Genomic DNA, 18465 nt, shown 5'->3' on the forward strand with positions numbered 1-18465 from the left:
CGGATGTTTTTTTACTCGATTTAGAACAGGATTTTTGAATTTAAATGAATAAAAATATGAGATATATACCGTACTTATTCCTCTTTCTATCAGTCGCTTGTAGCCAGCAAAAGGCTGCCGAAGAACAGGAAGAAATAGTGGAAGCAGTCGATAGCATAGCGGTGCTCAAGCCAGTTTTTGTTACCGAAAAATCTGATTTTGACACAGACGATCCTGCTTTTTGGATCAACCCTGCTGACCCAGCACAGTCGCTGATTCTTGGTACGGACAAGGGAGATGAAAATAATGAAAATGCTGCCCTTATGGTCTATGACTTGGAAGGGAAAATCATTGCCGATAAGTGTATAAAAGGACTTACAAGGGTAAATAATGTAGACATCTGCTACGGTTTTTCTTTAGGTGGTGAAACGAAAGACTTGGCGGTTCTTACCGAAAGGGGGAGGGACATGCTCCGAGTGTTCACCTTGCCCGATATGCAGGCTGTGGATGCTGGTGGGATTCCCGTTTTTGCTGATGACAGCCTGAAAGCTCCTATGGGCGTAGCCTTGTACCAGCAAGAGGGCGCTACTTATGCGATAGTGAGCCGAAAATTTGGGCTAAGTGGAAGTTACCTGTGGCAATATGAACTAAAGGAGAAGGAAGGAAAAGTAGTAGGCGAAGTAGTGAGGAAGTTCGGGAAATTTGAAGGTGGGAAAGAGATAGAAGCCATTGCTGTAGACCAAGAATTGGGCTATGTGTATTACTCGGACGAGGGCAAAGGAGTGCGGAAATATTACGCCGACCCTGCCAAAGGAGACGAAGAACTGGCGCTTTTTGCCACCGAAGGCTTCACCGATGACCACGAAGGCATTTCTATTTACACCTTGGAAGACGGAACGGGCTACATTTTGGTAAGTGACCAGCAGGCCAACCAGTTCCACATTTTCCCAAGAGAAGGGACTGCTGATAATCCACATGCTCACACCTTGCTCAAAACCATCAAGGTTTCGACCAACGAAAGTGACGGCAGCGAGGTGACCAGCCTTACGCTCAATCCAACATTTGAGGGTGGTTTGTTTGTTGCCATGTCTGATGATAAAACCTTCCATTTTTACCGCTGGAAAGACATTGCCGGTGACGATTTGAAAGTGAGGGTGGAGAAGTAGAGGGGGCTAGCATTGCTGGTTGCTAGTTACTGGTTTTGAAGTTGTTTAGTACCTGACCAAATCAAATTAGCTATTCGGCATGGGACTTTATATGGCTGAAAACAATCAGTTACTTAAGTCCCGAAGGGACGATATATTTATAGAAAATGGCAAAAAAACGAACTAGCCCTGAAAGGGCGACATACTTATTTCGCCCTTTCAGGGCTGTACCATAGGCTTTTATATGGCTATAATCATGTCGCCTCTTCGAGGCTTTTGGGTTGAGCAAAACAAGGCTGGGTAAATATGACTATACAGATGACTTGCTCTTTTGAAGGCTTTTTCATTGTTCAGTTACATTTGTCCATCTACTTAAAAAGTAGAACTAGAAACCAGTAACAAGCAACTAGCAAATTTCACTTTCCCTTTACTGAATAGTAATTGTTTGATAACCTGTTTTTTTTGATGCGAAAGGCATTTTTGCGGTATTTTGAGGCACGATGATGGTTGAAAATAGGTTTAAGGCGAAATCCATAAAGTTAGTGAATGACGAAGCTGCGCTACAGGATGATTTACGGCTTTTTGAAGGGGTGAGGCATGGCGAAGCCAAAGCCTTGGAAACTCTTTTTGAGAAGTACTACGAACGTTTGTGCGATTTCTGCTATTTTTTTATTGAAAGCAAGGAGGATTCTGAGGAGATTGTTACCGATGTTTTTGTAGAGATCTGGAACAAACGGGATACCTTGGAAGTGAGGAAAAACCTTCGAGCTTATTTTTATACTTCCGTAAAGCACAAAGCCTTTGCCTTTTTGGGTTCGAAAAAAGGAAAACAAGATAGCTTTTCCGATCACCAAATACTCGACTTGCACGATGGGCACACCCCCGAATCCGAGGTGCTTTTCAACGAACTAGCCAAAGAAATTGACCTCTATGTGAACGCACTTCCCGAGCCTGGGAGGAGTATTTTCCGTCTTTGCAAAATGGACGGTTTGCCCTTTCGGGAGATTGGACAGATCTTGAGCATTTCAGAAAAAACCGTGGAAAACCATCTAGTGCTGGTTCTCAAAAACCTCCGCATGGCTTTTAGAAATGGGTAAATGAATTTGATGGTGTAGTTGTAATGAAAATATCTTTCTCTTCTTGTGAGATAGACTCAATGCCTTTTTTACTTGATTGATACCGAGTGAAAGTTTGCTTCTGTTTTTTTCTAATCTCTATTTTCTGACTCCTAGCTTCCCTTTGCACACGGGGGAAAGAGGGTAAGGGCAAGATCGAAGTGGCTGGTGTGCTAGTTGGCTTGACCACCCGGGATGGGGCTTGGTCGCCTGCTTTTTGGCTGCGGGCAACGTGTGCCCAAACTCTTTTCAATTTGGAGAATAGTTGGTGAAATGGCTTTTTCTGGTGTAGGAATACCTAATTTTGTCAAAAAGTAGAAAAACAGATATGGATTTAGAAATAAGGAGACCAGAGCCGGTAGACATGGGCATAGAGATGCAGTCGTTTGGGATAAAGGGGGCTGAAGATGTTGAAGAGGCGTTAGCGGCATTGTTGGAAGGGAAAAATGTGTTGATAGAGGGGAAATATAGCAATGGGCTGGACCTTTTGCATGCGTTGCAGGGGTATTTGAAAAAGATGTATACGGCACAGAACTATGAGGAGCAACGGGCGTATAGGGCGGAATATCGGAAGCGTTCGCATCAGATAATGCTGAAAATCAGGAAACATAAGTTGCGGGTGAAAAAGTCGCCTGAGATAGGTTGGTTGGAAATATTGTACCCCGAGTTTCGTGAACTGATGTTGACTTTGCCCGATGTGCAGGGCTTGAACAGTTCGTGGCAGTGGTACAAAAAAGGGGTAAATGTTCCTGTGCTCAGAAACAAGATCCACCCATATTACGGAACGTATTTCCCTACTCGTTTTGAGCATCTTATCCTTTTTGATAATTGGCTAAAACGCTATGAAGGTCCTAAAAAAACGGCAATTGATGTGGGGATTGGCAGTGGGGTTCTTTCCATGCAATTGGTGAAACATGGTTTTCAGAAGTCTTTTGGGACAGATACGAATCCTAATGCGATTGTGGGTTTGAAGGAGTTTATGGGCGAAACGAAGCTTTCTAGGAAAATAGAGCTGGACTACGGGCACTTGTTTGGGAAGTGGGAAAAACCTACAGAATTGATCGTTTTTAACCCGCCTTGGTTGCCGATTGCCCGTGAGTCGGACAGGGTGGATACGGCAATGTATTACGATGACAAACTATTTCCTGAGTTTTTTGCCGAGGCTCAAAAGCGTTTGTTGCCCGATGGGAAGTTGGTATTGTTATTCTCGAATATTGGGCAACTTACAAAAGCAACGAAAGTGCATCCGATAGAGGAGGAGTTGGCCAAGGGCGGTCGCTACGAACTAGAGCTTTGTCTGAAAAAGAAAGTGGGTTTGGCTTCTAAAAAGACGGAAAGAGACCAGTACTGGCGTGCCGAGGAAGCGGTGGAGCTTTGGGTGTTGAAGCAAAAATAGAGGCTAGAGTTTGGAGGTTAGAAATTAGAAAAAAATGAGCGAGACGCTCATTAAATATGTGCCACTCGGCTCCAGCCGAGCGGCATTTTTTATGTTTTTTTATATCCCCAAATTGTCAGCATCCAGCATGGTAACGACTTTTTTCATCTTTTTCTGGATAACTTTGAAATGGTGCTTGTCATCGGGGGTGACGAAGGTGATGGCTTCGCCAGGGTTTTCGGCACGCCCAGTCCTGCCTATTCGGTGGACGAAATCTTTGGGTGAGCGGGGTAGTTCGTAGTTGACTACGTAGGGTAAAAACTCGATATCGATACCTCGGGAAAGAAGGTCGGTTGCTACCAATACATTGACTTTTCCTGCCTTGAAACTAGCCAGCGATTCTTTTCGGTTTCCTTGGCTTTTTTTGCTGTGCACTGCCCGTGCATTTATTCCATTTTTATACAATTTATCCGCCACATGGTCGGCTTTATAGACCGATGAGGTGAACACGAGCACTTGCTTCATTTCCTTGGTTTTGATCAAATGGCGGAGCAAAGCACCTTTCTTTTCATCGCTCACAAAATAGCCCGACTGGTTGATGAGGTCGAGGTTTTGCGTTTCGGGAGCAATATTGATTACCTGAGGGTCTTTGAGCAACACCCGATTCATTTCCTCTACATGGGGGCTGAGCGTAGCGGAGAATAGCAGGTTTTGCCGCTTGGGAGGCAGAAGCTTGAATATTTTATCCATTTCCTCTTTGAAGCCCAAGTTGAGCATCTTGTCGGCTTCGTCCAAAATGAGGGTGGAGAGGGAGTTGAAGTGCATGGCATTTGATTCTACCAGATCGAGCAACCTGCCCGGAGTTGCCACCAAGACGTTTACGTTTTGCATGCCCATCATTTGTGGGTTGATGGATACCCCGCCAAAAACTGCGAGCGATTTGAAAGGGAAGGGCAAGGCTTTGCCAAAAAGGCTGAAAACTTCTTCCACTTGTATGGCGAGTTCCCGTGTGGGGACTAGCACCAATACATTTATATGTCTGTTTTTCGTCTTGGTTTTTCCTTCCAAGTTCATGAGGGTAGGAAGTACAAAGCTTGCCGTTTTTCCTGATCCCGTCTGTGCAATTCCGAGTAGGTCTTTGCCTTGGAGGATTACGGGAATGGCTTGTTCCTGAATGGGGGTTGGTTTGTTGAGCTTTTGCTCAGTAAGAGCTTTTACTAAAAATGGGGATAAACCTAAGGATGAAAATGACATAAACTATTGGTTGGTGTTTGGATGAGCTGCAAAGGTAAGCCGAATGGGGGGAGGAATGGGAATGGCTGGGGAGAAAATTTGATTTGCTGCTTTTAATAAGGCTTTTTACTTGAATTTTGGAGTTTGATATCAATTTTACCTAGAATGGAAGGGTAGATGAAGGACTTATTTTTTTATCTTAAAAGCTTACTCTATATTTGACCCCTACGGCAAATTGCTACCAAAAAAACTACACAATATGTCTTGGTTTAAGAGAAAAGAAAAGGGGATAACGACCCCTACCGAAGAGAAAATGGATTCGCCCGATGGCTTGTGGTACAAAACACCCAGCGGAAAGATCATCCATATGCAAGAGCTAAAACAGAATGCTTATGTGTGCCCAGATGATAATTATCATGTGAGGATCGGTTCTAAGGAATATTTCGAGATATTATTTGATGGGAATAAGTTCAAAGAACTGGATGCCAATTTAGAGTCGGCTGACCCACTTACGTTTGTTGATACAAAGGCTTACCCCGACAGAGTGAAAGCCAGCCAAAAGAAAACGAGCTTGAAAGATGCTTGTAGGACGGCTACGGGCAAAATGAATGGGCAGTCAATTGTGGTTTCATGTATGGATTTTTCGTTTATCGGAGGCTCTATGGGATCTGTAGTGGGCGAGAAAATAGCTAGAGGTATAGATTACAGCATTAAGCATAAGCTTCCTTTCTTGATGATCTCGAAATCGGGTGGTGCAAGGATGATGGAGGCTGGTCTCTCACTCATGCAAATGGCAAAAACTTCTGCTAAGTTGGCTTTGCTTTCCGAAGCAGGCATTCCTTATATTTCGCTGATGACCGACCCGACAACTGGTGGGGTAACGGCTTCTTTTGCCATGCTGGGCGATTTCAACATCGCAGAGCCGGGCGCATTGATTGGTTTTGCCGGCCCAAGGGTGATCAGGGAAACGATTGGGAAAGACTTGCCTAAAGGCTTCCAAAGTGCGGAGTTCCTTTTAGAGCATGGGTTTCTCGACTTTGTAGTGCCTCGCAACGAGCTGAAAAAGAGATTGACTACCCTGATAGAACTGTTGAACAATTAATTGCAGGATTAGTGGAAAATATTTTAAGGGACTTTTTGTCCCTTTTTTTGTTGGAAAAGGTTTACTTTGGATGGAGATTTGAGTCCAAATAACTACATGAGAGAACAAAGAAACTTAACACAATCGGTTGACTGGGTAATTATAATGATCTATGCTGGCTTGGTGATCATGGGCTGGCTCAATATCTATGCGGCTGTATATGACCCTTCGCTTGATCAAAGCATTTTTGAGATGCGCTACAATTCAGGCAAGCAACTAGTGTGGATTTTTCTCTCTATTCCCATTATCATCGCCATTATGGTGATCGATTTCAACTTTTACGACAAGCTTGCCTACGTGGTCTATGGGCTTCTTATTTTTACCTTGGTCTTCGTTCTGGTTTTTGGTAGGGAGGTCGCTGGCTCTAAATCATGGCTCGATCTCGGTTTTGCCCGCCTCCAACCCTCCGAGTTTGCCAAATTTGCCACCGCCATTGGGCTTGCCAAAGTGATAAGTATGCGAGATTTGAGGCTGGAAAAATTCTCTGATTTTATGCTGGCATCTATTTTTGTGATCGTGCCAGCGGGGCTTATCATTTTACAGGGCGATACGGGTTCGGCTATTGTATTTGGCTCGTTTATCATCATGTTTTACCGAGAAGGTTTCCCTGGTTTTTTAGTAGGTATTTTGCTCTTTTGTGTGGGTATTTTTATCGTCACACTTTTTGCCAGAGAATCTTTTTTTAATGAGTTGATTTTGACTGTGGTAGGTGTAGGTGTTGCCATATTGGCTTTGTTGGTTTATTTGAAGAAAAAACGTGGATTTTGGATTACCCTTTTTGGGTTTGTGCTTGCGGTAGGGCTTATCTACAGCGTAGATTTTATCATTAGCGATGTGATGAAGCCTCACCAGCGGAAAAGGATAGAGATCTTAGTTGACCCTAACAAAGACCCGACAGGAGCAGGCTGGCAAGTTACCCAGTCTAAAATTGCTATTGGGTCGGGAGGATTTACTGGAAAGGGTTTCTTGGAAGGGACACAAACAAAGTTCGACTTCGTGCCCGATCAAAGTACCGATTTCATCTTTTGTACAGTAGGAGAGGAACACGGGTATCTTGGTAGTTTTATCGTTGTCATATTATTTATTGCTCTGCTATTTAGGGTAACCCAAATTGCGGAACGGCAAAAATCCCGTTTTTCGAGAGTATACGGCTACTCCGTAGCGGGTATTTTCTTCTTTCATTTCATGATCAACATCGGGATGACCATTGGTGTATTCCCAGTAATCGGTATTCCCTTGCCCTTTTTTAGCTACGGGGGCTCCTCGCTTTGGTCGTTTACCTTCTTGCTTTTCATCTTAGTGAAGCTCGATGCCCATCGAATGCAAATTTTGGCGAGGTATTGATTTTATATGTTTCTGATTGTCACTTGTTGGAAAGGTGTGGTACGTGATGAACATGCTGCACTTTTCTATACTACATCCATTCTTCCTATTTAAATCACCACACATATTTCAAGAAAGCAAAGGGCTTTCTGTTGTCGAGGTATTTCGAGTCATATTCGTTGGCGTAGGCTTCCCTTTCGAAGGGCAGGCAGAAGTATGCTTTTTCGTGAGACCTAAACCGGATCAGGTTGAATATATACCAAAAAATATAGGCGAGATAGAAGGGGATAATGAGTAATTCTAACTGTTGGGCAAAGTGGATTTTTTCATGGTTTATCAGCACTTTATCGGTGAGCTGATCCTTCTCTTTTACTAGGATAAAGGGAAATAATGCAATGCCTGAAATATTGGGATTGATGGCTTTTAGAAGTTTGGGAGCTAAAACCGTGAACGTTTGCATTTTAAAATATTTATATAAAATTAATAAAAAATGATATTCAAATTGATAAAATGTTAATTAAGTTTAATGTTTATTAAAAATGTGTTGAATGTATGGGGAAATATAAATATATTCAAATAACTTTTTTTTAATAAATACCAGAAAATGCCATGTTGGCGCATTCTTTATAACAAACAACAATGCCAGTATTGTTTTAAAGATTTATCTAAGTATATGAATCCAGTTAATAAATAAGAAGTTTAATTTAACCCATTTCCCTTGTATGAATAACATAGAAAAATTTACCACGCCAATAGGCACAGCGCTTGATCGCTTCATTGCCGAAAAACAAGAAGAATTTCCTTATGCTACTGGTGAGCTTTCCCAGTTACTCCGCGACATTGCCCTAGCCTCAAAAATCATCAACAGAGAGATCAATCGTGCAGGGCTTTCCGGCATAGAAGGAAGCACTGGTGAGGAAAATGTACAGGGCGAACACCAGCAAATGTTGGATGTTATTGCTGATTTTAGGTTTACCAAAGCGCTTATAAGGGGAGGGCAGACTTGTGGAATTGTTTCCGAGGAAAAAGAACACCTCATCGACACAAAAAACCACAAGGCTAAATATATTGTGGCGATTGACCCATTAGATGGTTCTTCTAATATCGATGTGAATGTTTCGGTCGGAACTATCTTCTCTATTTATAGGAGGAAAAGCGAGATAGGTACTCCTCCTTCGGAAATGGATATTTTGCAAAAAGGCTCTGAGCAGGTGGCTGCTGGGTATATTTTGTACGGATCATCTACCATGCTTGTGTTCACCACAGGCTTTGGGGTGCATGGCTTTACTTATGAACCTTCGCTTGGTGAATATTTCCTTTCTCATCACCAGATGCAGATCAAAGACCAAGGCAATATTTATTCGGTGAACGAAGGGCAGTACAACCAGTTTTCGCCAGCAGTGAAGCAGTATATTGAGGAGTGCAAATCTAACAATGTAACAGCGAGGTATATTGGCTCTTTGGTAGCCGATTTCCACCGAAATTTGTTGAAAGGTGGCATTTACCTTTACCCTGCTACTAAGAGTTATGAAAATGGTAAGCTAAGGCTAATGTACGAGTGCAATGCCTTGGCATTCCTGATAGAACAAGCTGGAGGAATGGCTGTAGATGGAGAGCAAAGAATTTTGGACATTGAGCCGACTTCTTTGCATCAGCGTTGCCCATTCTTTGTAGGTTCTACAAGTATGGTGAAAAAAGTAATGTCGATGATGAAAGAAGAAGTTACTCTGTAAATCACCACTGTTATCTCCGTACAAAAAAATGCCACATGAAGTTCTTCATGTGGCATTTTTTTATGAAGTTGTTTAATTCTCCTAAACAAAAGCGAAGAAAATCAACCAAGTGATTATAAGCAAAGGAAGTAATATTGGCAGCGAGTACCTTAATATGTAGCCAAAGAAAGACGGCATCCTGATTCCCACTTGCTCAGCTATTGATTTTACCATAAAGTTTGGCCCGTTGCCTATGTAAGTCATTGCTCCAAAGAATACGGATGATACCGAGATGGCCATCAGCTGAAGCAAAGAGTCTGTAAACGGGGCTTGTTCATTGGCAAAGGCAATTACCTGTGCTTTTTCGTTGATTGTACCTCCTTGGGAAGCAATGGCTGCCGTGAGGAAGTTAAGGTACGTTGGTGCGTTGTCCAAGAAACCCGAAAGCAACCCTGTGCCCCAATAGAGCGTGTTGTGTGTAATTAGCTTTGCACCAGCTTCTGAGGAAGCGAATCCAGCAACTAATTCTAAGGCGGGCATCATAGTCCCAAAGATGCCTATAAATATAAAGGCAACTTCACGGATAGGTTCAAAGTTAAACTCGTTGCCTTTTATTGCATCTTTATTTGCAAACTTGTAAGAGAAAAAAGCGACAGATAACATGATTGCTTCTCGTACAAAAGAGAAATTTTGTCCATCGTAAGGAATGCTTGGCAGCCATTCTAGCCCTTTCACGTTAGGGTCGAGGAAAACTGCAATTACAACTACAGCAAGCCATAGAAAGTTACGCTTCCCTACAAGCTGTATCTTATTTGAATAAACCTTGTTTTCGTCGGCAAAAAGTGGGTTCTCAGATTTGTTCTTGCTGTCGAAAAAGAAGAAGATTATACCCATGGCCAAAATGGTGAACATCCAAGGGAACAAGTTATGCACGAGTGTCCAAGTAAAAGGAACTCCTTTTAAGAAACCCAAGAACAACGGTGGATCACCTATTGGCGTAAGACAGCCACCAATATTACTCACCATAAAGATGAAGAATATAACATGGTAAGGCTGGATTCTGTCTTTGTTGAGACGGATAAAAGGCCTGATAAGCAACATGGAAGCCCCAGTGGTACCAATGACATTGGATATGATCGCTCCTATAAGCAGGATGATCACGTTCATCATGGGCTTGCCCTTTTTGTCAATATTGATTAGGATGCCCCCCGAGGCTACAAAAAGCCCAGTAAGTAGGGAAATAAATTGGAAGTATTCGAAAAATGCATGGACTGGGCTATGGTTGTTGTGCAAGATAAAAATGTAATACAGCACAACTAAAGCAGCCAGTATCATCGCTACTTTTGGGTAGTTCTTATGCCAGAAATGTTCATAAAAAAGTGGCCCTGTTGCTATCATCACAAGCAGCATTACAAACGGTATCACCGAAAAGGGAGAAGCTCCTTCGCCATGCCCTCCAGAAGAAGCTATGGATAGTATGTTTGTTAGTTGCGTGCTGCTCATATCAAACGCAAAGCCACTATTGCCAAAGCCTAGTATCATTAGTATAGTTAAAAATGCAAGAGAGATAAGTCGCTTCATGTGGTTAGCTAATAATTTTCGCTGAAATTAGATATTTGTCTTAGGATTTCAAAAATAACAAATTGTTATTTCCCCCATGGTTTTATAATGTAGGGGATAGTGCAAAAAAGCACATCGGATTACAAGAATAATAAAAAAAAGTAGGTTCTGATGAATATTTATCAATTGCTTCAGCTAAAATGTGAAGTAGATAAATGATTTATATCCTTATCAAATCTAAAAAAGAGCTTCGGCTTATTCACCAAAAGAGACCTGAACTGTCATAATTGCTACACGAAGTGCTTGAATTTCTTGCCTAAATGAAATTGGAAGTTTTATAGCTTCTTTGTCATTGGTTATTTAAACACAGAAGTGTTAAAAAAAACTAAACCGGTGTTAAAAAGACCTTAATTTCATTTTACTTGCCTGCTCTATTCCCAAATCTTCTATTATCTGTTCGCGAGATTTACTATTTTCGCCACACACAATGTGCCGTTCATTCTACTATCTGACTTAAAAAGGTAAGAATGAGCTGATTGACTTAGGTTATTGATATTAAAGAATGCTATTGTAGTGCAGAGTAGAAGGGTTGGTGTATATTGCCAAAACCTGATCTGATGAACATTAGAAAACAAATTCAAACGAATGAAACAATTTAATAGGGTTAACAACATCACTGGTTGGGCAGTATTTATACTTTCGACCATCGTATATTGGCTGACCGTAGAAGAAACAGCGAGTTTTTGGGATTGTGGAGAATTTATAGCGGTATCCTACAAGTTGGAAGTTCCTCACCCGCCGGGAGCACCTCTTTATCTTTTGCTAGGTAGAATGTTCTCATTTTTAGCTATGGGAGATGGGGAGCAAGTTGCCTATTGGATTAACATCTTGTCTGTCCTTTCGTCTTCTTTCACCATTTTATTTTTGCACTGGACAATTGTCCTTTTGGGAAGAAAGCTTATCCAGCCTACAAACGGGCAGTTTTCAATGGGGCAGTTAATCCTACTGATGGGTGCTGGTGTAGTAGGTAGCCTTGCCTATACTTTTTCAGATTCGTTTTGGTTTTCGGCTGCCGAGGCTGAGGTTTACGCACTTTCATCCTTGTTTACGGCTTTTGTGTTTTGGGCAATTCTGAAGTGGGAATTGATCGAGAACAAACGATATGCTAACCAATGGATTATCATGATTGCTTATGTCATGGGCTTGTCTATCGGTGTCCATTTGCTCAACTTGGTGACCATCCCTGCTTTGGCTTTGATCGTCTATTTTAAAAGGTATGAAAAAACTACTCAGAAAGGAGTAATTGCTTCTTTGTTGATTGGCTTGGTGATTATTGTAGCCATTATGTACGGAGTAATTCCTGGCTTGCCTTCAGTGGCAGGTTGGTTCGAGATCATGTTTGTCAATTCATTTGGCTTGCCATTCAGCACAGGAATCGTATTCTTTATGTTACTAGTAGTGGTAGGTCTTGGCTATGGGGTTTATTATTCTGAAAAGAACAAAAAAGAAATATTGAACACAGTCTTGTTAAGCTTGACATTCATCCTGATCGGTTATGCATCTTACGGCATCATCGTTATCCGTTCTAACTTCAACCCCCCAATTGACGAAAACAACCCTGAAGATGTGATCAGCTTTGTGCGCTACCTCAAAAGGGAGCAATACGGAAATCGTCCGTTGCTTTATGGAAACACATACGAAGCCAAAAGAACGGGTATTGAGCAGCTTTCGCCCATCTACCGAAAAGCTGGCGATAAGTACGAAGTGTATGATCATAAAACAAAGGCTACATATGATAAGAACATTCTTCTGCCAAGGATTTATTCGCAGCAGCCTGGGCATGTGGAGCTGTATAAGCAATGGATGAACCTGAAGCCGGGAGAGTCGCCTAATATGGTGGATAATATATACTATATGTTCCGCTACCAGCTTGGGCATATGTATTTCAGGTACTTCATGTGGAACTTTGCTGGAAGGGAAGGTGACGACAAGGAAGCCAAGTGGATGGTTCCTTGGGAAGATATAGGGAAAGAACTTCCAGAAGAAATTGCAAGAAATAAGGCAAGGGACAACTTTTATATGCTTCCACTTATTCTAGGCCTTATCGGTTTCTTTTTCCAACTTCGTAAAGACAAGAAAAACTTTTGGGTAGTCACTTTGCTGTTTTTTCTTACAGGAATAGCCTTGGTACTCTACCTCAATTCCCCTCCGGTCGAGCCGCGAGAAAGGGATTATATTTATGTGGGATCGTTTTACGCTTTTGCCATTTGGATAGGGTTGGGCGTAATGCAAATAGCCGAATGGCTCAAAAAAGCCATGGGAAGTGAAGTAACCGTAGCCGCAGTAAGTGGCGTGCTTTGTATCACCATTCCTATTATGATGGGTGCAAAAGGTTGGGATAATCATAATAGAAGCAACAGGTTCCACTCTGTTGACCAAGCTAAAAACACCTTGAGGAGCTGTGCACCAAATGCAATTCTCTTCACGGGTGGCGATAATGATACATTCCCGCTTTGGTACGTACAAGAAGTGGAAGGCTTCCGTACCGATGTTAGGGTAGTTGTGTTAAGTTACTTCAGTACCGACTGGTACATCGACCAAATGAGAAGGAAAATAAATGAGTCGGAGGCTTTACCGTTCTCCATTTCTCAAGTGAATTACCTACAAGGTAAAAATGACTACGTACCGTTTGTTCCAGATCAGAATAAGTCAAATGAAAACGGTGCAGTCAACTTGAAAGCTTATATTAATTTGGTGGAAAAAGGCGATTCGAGAGTTCAGGTTGGCTTGCAAGATGGAAGCTATACTGCAAAGTTGCTTACCAAAGCATTTGCCCTTAACATCGATTCAGCTGGATTGATTCAGCAAGGTATTATCCCGAAAGGAAAAGAAGACCGAGTAGAAAGCAGAATGGTGTGGAGGTTGAAAGAAGGTGCAAATGCGATCTTCAAAAATGACTTGGCTATCCTGGACTTAATGGTAACTAATAATTGGGAAAGACCAATCTATTTCAACAATACCTCAGCAAATACATCTAATCTCGATCTTCGTCCTTATCTTCAGTTGGAAGGCATGGCGTACCGTTTGTTGCCTATCAGGGTACAAGGAGGCGGTGAAGTAGGAGAGGTCAATACGGATGTGATGATGGCGAACATGAAGGAGTTCGAGTTTAGAGGCTTTGAAGATGCTTCAGTTTACCACGATGAGGAATACAGGAAATTTGGCTCAAATACTCGTAATAGCTATGCTAGGCTGGTTCAGCAACTGATCAATGAAGGAAGGGATGAGGAAGCGTTGGAAATGCTTGACGAGGCAATGGAGAACATTCCTGACAGAAGTATTCCTTATAGCTATTTCACTACAAGGTTTGTGGAGCTTTACCATACCCTTGGAGAGGATGAAAAAGCAGAGCAAATAGCTGAAACACTTAGTAAGAGAGGAGCTGAAAACTTAGAGTTCTGGTTGAAAAATAGGGGAAGCGACGATATGCTTAGGCAAAAAAGCATGCTATATCTTAACCAACTCTTGTTGATCTACAGAAGGCTTGATGAAACAACTAAAAACGAAGTAAAAAGACTTGAGCAGATGCAGGTTGCAATGGATGAAGGTGGGGTGAGTGAAGAGTTAGAAGAAGCTAGGCAAAAGGAAACCTACTTTGCCGAACAGTCTAGAAAATACTACGAACTGTTTTACAAATATATGGAGCAGGTAGAGGGGAGGTAACCCTTAAAACTGACGAAAAGTTAAAAGCGGTCATGCGGTTTGCGTATGACCGCTTTTTTGTGTAAAAACTAAAGATTAAGTCAAAAAAGTGCTGCTCGCCTCTTATCAGTCAAGTGTTTCTTGGAAAAATGCTATAAAAATATTGCCTTCCATCTTTGGAAAAAAATGCTGACTATTTTTTTATCCCCTCAAATAGGGGATTTCCCTGCTTTAGAATAATCGTTCTAAGAAAAATACTGTTTAGAATACTGATTAGTGACATCAGAAAGAGACGGTGTTAATATATAAATAATCAAAAATAGTTTTGATTATTATGAAATTGGCAATAAATATCTTCAAAACTTTTGAAATAGATAATTATACGCTGCTATCCGAATATCTCCCCTTCTCCCTAATTCAACGTTAAAGTTCCATTTTGACTTAGTGCCACCTACTTTCCAATTGCCACAGATACATGTTGTATGTTTTGACTTGCTGCACGAAGAATTATTGCATTAGAAACTGACGTGAACCTTTCAAAAAGTGGTAATGAAGCTGTTTTATAACAAAATGCTCTGTTTTTTTTCCTGATAGGGAATGCTTCATAGTTACCTGTCCCTTTTCTCTGCCCTCCATTTTCACAATAAAGGATTAGCGGTTTGAACTGTGGTTTAGTGGTAGTGGCTAGGTACTAAAATAGCCCTATTTGGGGGATTTTTTTTCTATGGAAGATGGTCCACCTTTGATTATGAGCTATGGTCAAAATGAGCTCACACACCTTATGGTCTGCACGGATACCAGCCAAAACCAACGATTAAAACAGTCATAATTATTTTTCATTCTTTAACTATCGATTTATGTTAAAACACGTACGTAATTTCATGTTCCTGCTGTCCATGATGTGCTTCGGTTTTGCCCAAGCACAGGATAAAAGTGTGTCAGGTACTGTGACATCCGCTGAGGACGACACCGCGCTTCCAGGCGTATCAGTTGTCATTAAGGGAAGTGGCACCGGTACAATTACTGATATTGACGGCAAATTTAGGCTTAATGCTCCCGCTAATGCTATTTTGGTATTTAGCTACATCGGATTCGAAAAGCAAGAGGTAGAAGTTGGTGGCCAAACCAGCTTCAATGTGGTAATGCAAGTGAGTGAAAAAGTACTTTCCGAAGTTGTAGTAACTGCAGTTGGTATTGAAAGAGAAAAGAAAGCTCTTGGCTATGCTGTTACGGACTTAGATGGTGATGTTTTGTCACAAAAATCTGAGCCAGATCCAGTGAGAGCACTTCAAGGAAAAGTAGCTGGTGTAAATATCGTCGGTGGCGGCGGTGCGGTTGGTGCCGGAACCAACATTACCATCAGGGGTAATTCTTCTCTTCTTGGTAACAACCAACCTCTATTTGTAGTAGATGGAGTTCCTTTTGATAACTCTTCGTTTCAAACAGGTTCTTTTGCTTCAGGTACTACTACATCTTCTAGCCGTTCGTTTGACATCGATCCTAATAACATCGAGTCAATGACTGTATTGAAAGGTGCAGCAGCATCTGCTCTTTACGGTTCTAGGGCTGCCAATGGGGTGATCGTGATCACGACCAAGGCTGGTAGAAAAGGCACTAAAAAAGGATTCGAGATCGCAGTGAACAGTTCTTATTCAGTAGAAGAGGTTTCTAACCTTCCTGAATACCAAACTCAGTATACCCAAGGAAACAACTTTAAGTATGTAGATGGAAACTTTGGTACTTGGGGAGCTACATTCGATACAAGTAATCCTATGTGGGAACACCCACTAAATGCCAATACATTGGTAGGTACGGATGCCGAAGGCAGGCCTTTGGTAAAACATCCTTATGATAGGTATCCAACCCGTTTCCCCGAATTGGTAGATGCCACTGTTCCTTTACAGGCTTACAATACGCCGAAAGACTTTTTCCAAACAGGTCACGTAGCAGAAACAGGTGTTACTATTTCTGGTGGTGGCGAAAAAGCAAATATCACTACTGGTATTTCTTATATGAAAAATGTTGGTATAGTTCCTAACAATGAGGCAACGAGGATTGGCTTGAACATTGGCGGTAATGCCGAATTGGATAATGGTTTGATTATCTCTGGTACTATTAACTACGTAAAAACTGACTTGACCTCTCCTCCAATGGCAGGTTTGGGAACAGGTGGCACTAGTATTACTGAGCGTCTGCTTTATACTCCACCAAACGTGAATGTTAAAGGATATCCTTATGAAGATGCTGAAGGAAACGGCGCTTTTTACCGTCCAGATAACGATAACCCCTATTGGTTGGCCAACCGCTCACCTCATACTTCTGATGTAGACCGTTATTTTGGTAAATTCTCTGTTGGGCGTGACATTACCGATTGGCTGAATGTAACCTATCAGGCTGGTTTTAACGCTTACACTGATCGTCGTGTAAATGTTGTGCCTTCGGGTAGCGTAAACTTCCCGACAGGAACCATCACTACTGATAATATTTATAGGAATGAAATTGATGGAAACTTGCTCATTACTATCCAAAAGGATTTGACTGAAGATATCAATTTGAAGTTCATTGGAGGGCATAATGCCAACCAGCGTGTGGTTGACAGAAATTCACAGACAGGTACAGGTATTATCGTAAGGGGAATAGACAACCTGCTCAATACGCAGTCGGTGATTCCTAATGGAGGATATTATCAGCAACAACGCTATCACGCCTTTTTTGGTGACCTTTCGGCATCTTACCGCGACTGGGCTTTCTTAAATGTGACGGGCAGAAACGAGTGGCACTCAGGTTTGCCTAAAGATGCACAAAGCTTTTTCTACCCAAGTGTGAGTAGCTCAATCATATTCACTGATGCGCTTAAAATGAATTCTTCGATCTTGAATTTTGGTAAAATAAGGGCGGGCTTTGCTACGACGGGCAATGACGTAGACCCTTATCAGACTTCAACGGTTTATGTTACCAATTCTGCTTTAGGGAATAATATTGCTAGTCTTGATTTTCCTTTTGCAAGCCAAAATGTTCAATCGCTATCAAATACGATCGGCAACCAAGGGTTGAGGCCTGAAATCACAAGAGAGTTTGAGTTGGGGACTGACCTGAAATTCTTTAAGGACAGAATTGGACTTGAGTTTACATATTACAAAAGAAGCTCTAAAGACCAAATAGTGCCAATAGAAGTTGCTCCTACTTCAGGTTACCGTTTTGCAGTAGCAAACATAGGGGAGGTAACCAATGAAGGTATTGAAATTGGCTTAGACGTTACACCGGTTGAACTTGCCAATGGCTTCCGCTGGAATATTTTTGGTGTGTTCACCAAAAATGAAAACTTGGTAAAAGAGATAGGTAGTGGCTTGTCTGAAGTGTTTGTTGGAGGTTATGGAAATGCCGTGAGGGTTATGCACAGAGAAGGGCTGCCTTATGGACAAATAGTGGGTACAGTTGCGGCACGGGCTGACGACGGTCAGTTATTAATTGACCCAGCCACAGGTAAACTTATAGAAAAGACAGAGCCCGAAGTGATTGGTGACCCTAATCCTGATTTCATACTAGGTGTGACCAATACTTTTAGCTTCAAAGGGTTTAGCTTAAACTTTTTGATTGATTACAGGCATGGTGGTGATATGTATTCTGATACCTATACACAAGTGTATGGTAGGGGGCTTTCTCAAGAAACAATTCCAGATGGACCAAGGGGCAGAGAAATTACCGTAGTTATCCCAGGAGTAGAGGGTGATCCTAGTACCCAACAAGCAGTGTTGGACGATAGCGGAAACATGATCCCTAACGGTAGAATGTTGACAGTGAACGACTGGTATTTTATCAATACCTTCGGCTCCGCAGGTCCTGAAGAGTTTGCTGTATTTGATGCTACCACTATTAGGCTTAGAGAATTAACTCTTAGCTATGCGTTCCCTAAAACATTGCTTGACAAAACACCATTTGGCTCAGCCAATATTTCATTGACCGGACGTAACCTTTGGTACAAAGCAGTGAACTTCCCTAAATCGCTCAACTTTGATCCTGAAACTTCATCATTGGGAGCTGGTAATGTTCAAAATTTGGGAGGAAGCTCAGATGGTTCTGGTAATGCCCAAGGTATTGACTTTGGTATAGTGCCTACCACTCGCCGTTACGGGGTGAACCTTAGGTTTACTTTCTAATTGTCTCCAAACGAATTGTGTCA

11 protein-coding genes are annotated in these 18465 nt (G+C 41.9%); 8 read left to right on the plus strand and 3 right to left on the minus strand.

The annotated features are described in order from the left end of the window. The first annotated feature begins 56 nt into the window (after positions 1–56). From R9C00_08235 to R9C00_08245, 3 genes are all read left to right on the plus strand, one after another. A complete protein-coding gene (locus tag R9C00_08235; protein WPO37435.1) occupies positions 57–1145 on the plus strand; it encodes a phytase in 1089 nt (362 codons plus the stop codon). 479 nt (positions 1146–1624) lie between these two features. Further along, positions 1625–2221, plus strand: a complete 597-nt coding sequence (locus R9C00_08240) for an RNA polymerase sigma-70 factor (protein ID WPO37436.1) — start codon at positions 1625–1627, stop codon at positions 2219–2221. Positions 2222–2567: 346 nt separating this feature from the next. Continuing rightward, on the plus strand, positions 2568–3635 hold the full coding sequence (locus R9C00_08245) for a methyltransferase (protein WPO37437.1): 1068 nt from the start codon (positions 2568–2570) through the stop codon (positions 3633–3635). Positions 3636–3734: 99 nt separating this feature from the next. Here the strand turns inward: R9C00_08245 and R9C00_08250 are convergent, their stop codons facing one another. Next, positions 3735–4868 (minus strand): DEAD/DEAH box helicase, encoded by a 1134-nt coding sequence (locus R9C00_08250; GenBank protein ID WPO37438.1) that lies wholly within the window; start codon positions 4866–4868, stop codon positions 3735–3737. A gap of 238 nt (positions 4869–5106) precedes the next feature. Between R9C00_08250 and accD the strand changes: the two genes are divergently transcribed. Both accD and rodA read left to right on the plus strand, forming a co-directional pair. Then, positions 5107–5949: an acetyl-CoA carboxylase, carboxyltransferase subunit beta gene (accD, locus tag R9C00_08255; protein ID WPO37439.1), complete on the plus strand. Its 843-nt coding sequence runs from the start codon at positions 5107–5109 to the stop codon at positions 5947–5949. Positions 5950–6045: 96 nt separating this feature from the next. After that, positions 6046–7332 carry a rod shape-determining protein RodA gene (gene rodA, locus R9C00_08260; GenBank protein WPO37440.1) on the plus strand — a complete coding sequence of 429 codons (1287 nt, stop codon included), beginning with the start codon at positions 6046–6048 and terminating at the stop codon, positions 7330–7332. A gap of 94 nt (positions 7333–7426) precedes the next feature. Here the strand turns inward: rodA and R9C00_08265 are convergent, their stop codons facing one another. Further along, positions 7427–7771 carry a hypothetical protein gene (locus R9C00_08265; protein WPO37441.1) on the minus strand — a complete coding sequence of 115 codons (345 nt, stop codon included), beginning with the start codon at positions 7769–7771 and terminating at the stop codon, positions 7427–7429. Between the two features lie 262 nt (positions 7772–8033). On the opposite strand from R9C00_08265, the gene fbp reads away from it, so the two are divergent. Next, a complete protein-coding gene (fbp, locus tag R9C00_08270; GenBank protein ID WPO37442.1) occupies positions 8034–9044 on the plus strand; it encodes a class 1 fructose-bisphosphatase in 1011 nt (336 codons plus the stop codon). Positions 9045–9125: 81 nt separating this feature from the next. Here the strand turns inward: fbp and R9C00_08275 are convergent, their stop codons facing one another. After that, a complete protein-coding gene (locus tag R9C00_08275) occupies positions 9126–10604 on the minus strand; it encodes a sodium:proton antiporter (GenBank protein ID WPO37443.1) in 1479 nt (492 codons plus the stop codon). Between the two features lie 624 nt (positions 10605–11228). On the opposite strand from R9C00_08275, the gene R9C00_08280 reads away from it, so the two are divergent. Further along, on the plus strand, positions 11229–14306 hold the full coding sequence (locus R9C00_08280; GenBank protein WPO37444.1) for a DUF2723 domain-containing protein: 3078 nt from the start codon (positions 11229–11231) through the stop codon (positions 14304–14306). Between the two features lie 836 nt (positions 14307–15142). Beyond that, complete coding sequence (locus R9C00_08285) at positions 15143–18442, plus strand: SusC/RagA family TonB-linked outer membrane protein (protein WPO37445.1); 3300 nt, start codon at positions 15143–15145, stop codon at positions 18440–18442. Positions 18443–18465: the final 23 nt, after the last annotated feature.

This window comes from Flammeovirgaceae bacterium SG7u.111 (genome assembly GCA_034044135.1).
In the GTDB taxonomy this organism is placed as follows: Bacteria; Bacteroidota; Bacteroidia; order Cytophagales; family Flammeovirgaceae.

Coding starts and splice junctions, on each gene's coding strand:
- rodA (WPO37440.1), top strand. CDS start 6,046: ATGAGAGAACAAAGAAACTTAACACAATCGGTTGACTGGGTAATTATA.
- R9C00_08265 (WPO37441.1), bottom strand. CDS start 7,771: ATGCAAACGTTCACGGTTTTAGCTCCCAAACTTCTAAAAGCCATCAAT.
- accD (WPO37439.1), top strand. CDS start 5,107: ATGTCTTGGTTTAAGAGAAAAGAAAAGGGGATAACGACCCCTACCGAA.
- R9C00_08275 (WPO37443.1), bottom strand. CDS start 10,604: ATGAAGCGACTTATCTCTCTTGCATTTTTAACTATACTAATGATACTA.
- R9C00_08250 (WPO37438.1), bottom strand. CDS start 4,868: ATGTCATTTTCATCCTTAGGTTTATCCCCATTTTTAGTAAAAGCTCTT.
- R9C00_08235 (WPO37435.1), top strand. CDS start 57: ATGAGATATATACCGTACTTATTCCTCTTTCTATCAGTCGCTTGTAGC.
- R9C00_08240 (WPO37436.1), top strand. CDS start 1,625: ATGATGGTTGAAAATAGGTTTAAGGCGAAATCCATAAAGTTAGTGAAT.
- fbp (WPO37442.1), top strand. CDS start 8,034: ATGAATAACATAGAAAAATTTACCACGCCAATAGGCACAGCGCTTGAT.
- R9C00_08280 (WPO37444.1), top strand. CDS start 11,229: ATGAAACAATTTAATAGGGTTAACAACATCACTGGTTGGGCAGTATTT.
- R9C00_08285 (WPO37445.1), top strand. CDS start 15,143: ATGTTAAAACACGTACGTAATTTCATGTTCCTGCTGTCCATGATGTGC.
- R9C00_08245 (WPO37437.1), top strand. CDS start 2,568: ATGGATTTAGAAATAAGGAGACCAGAGCCGGTAGACATGGGCATAGAG.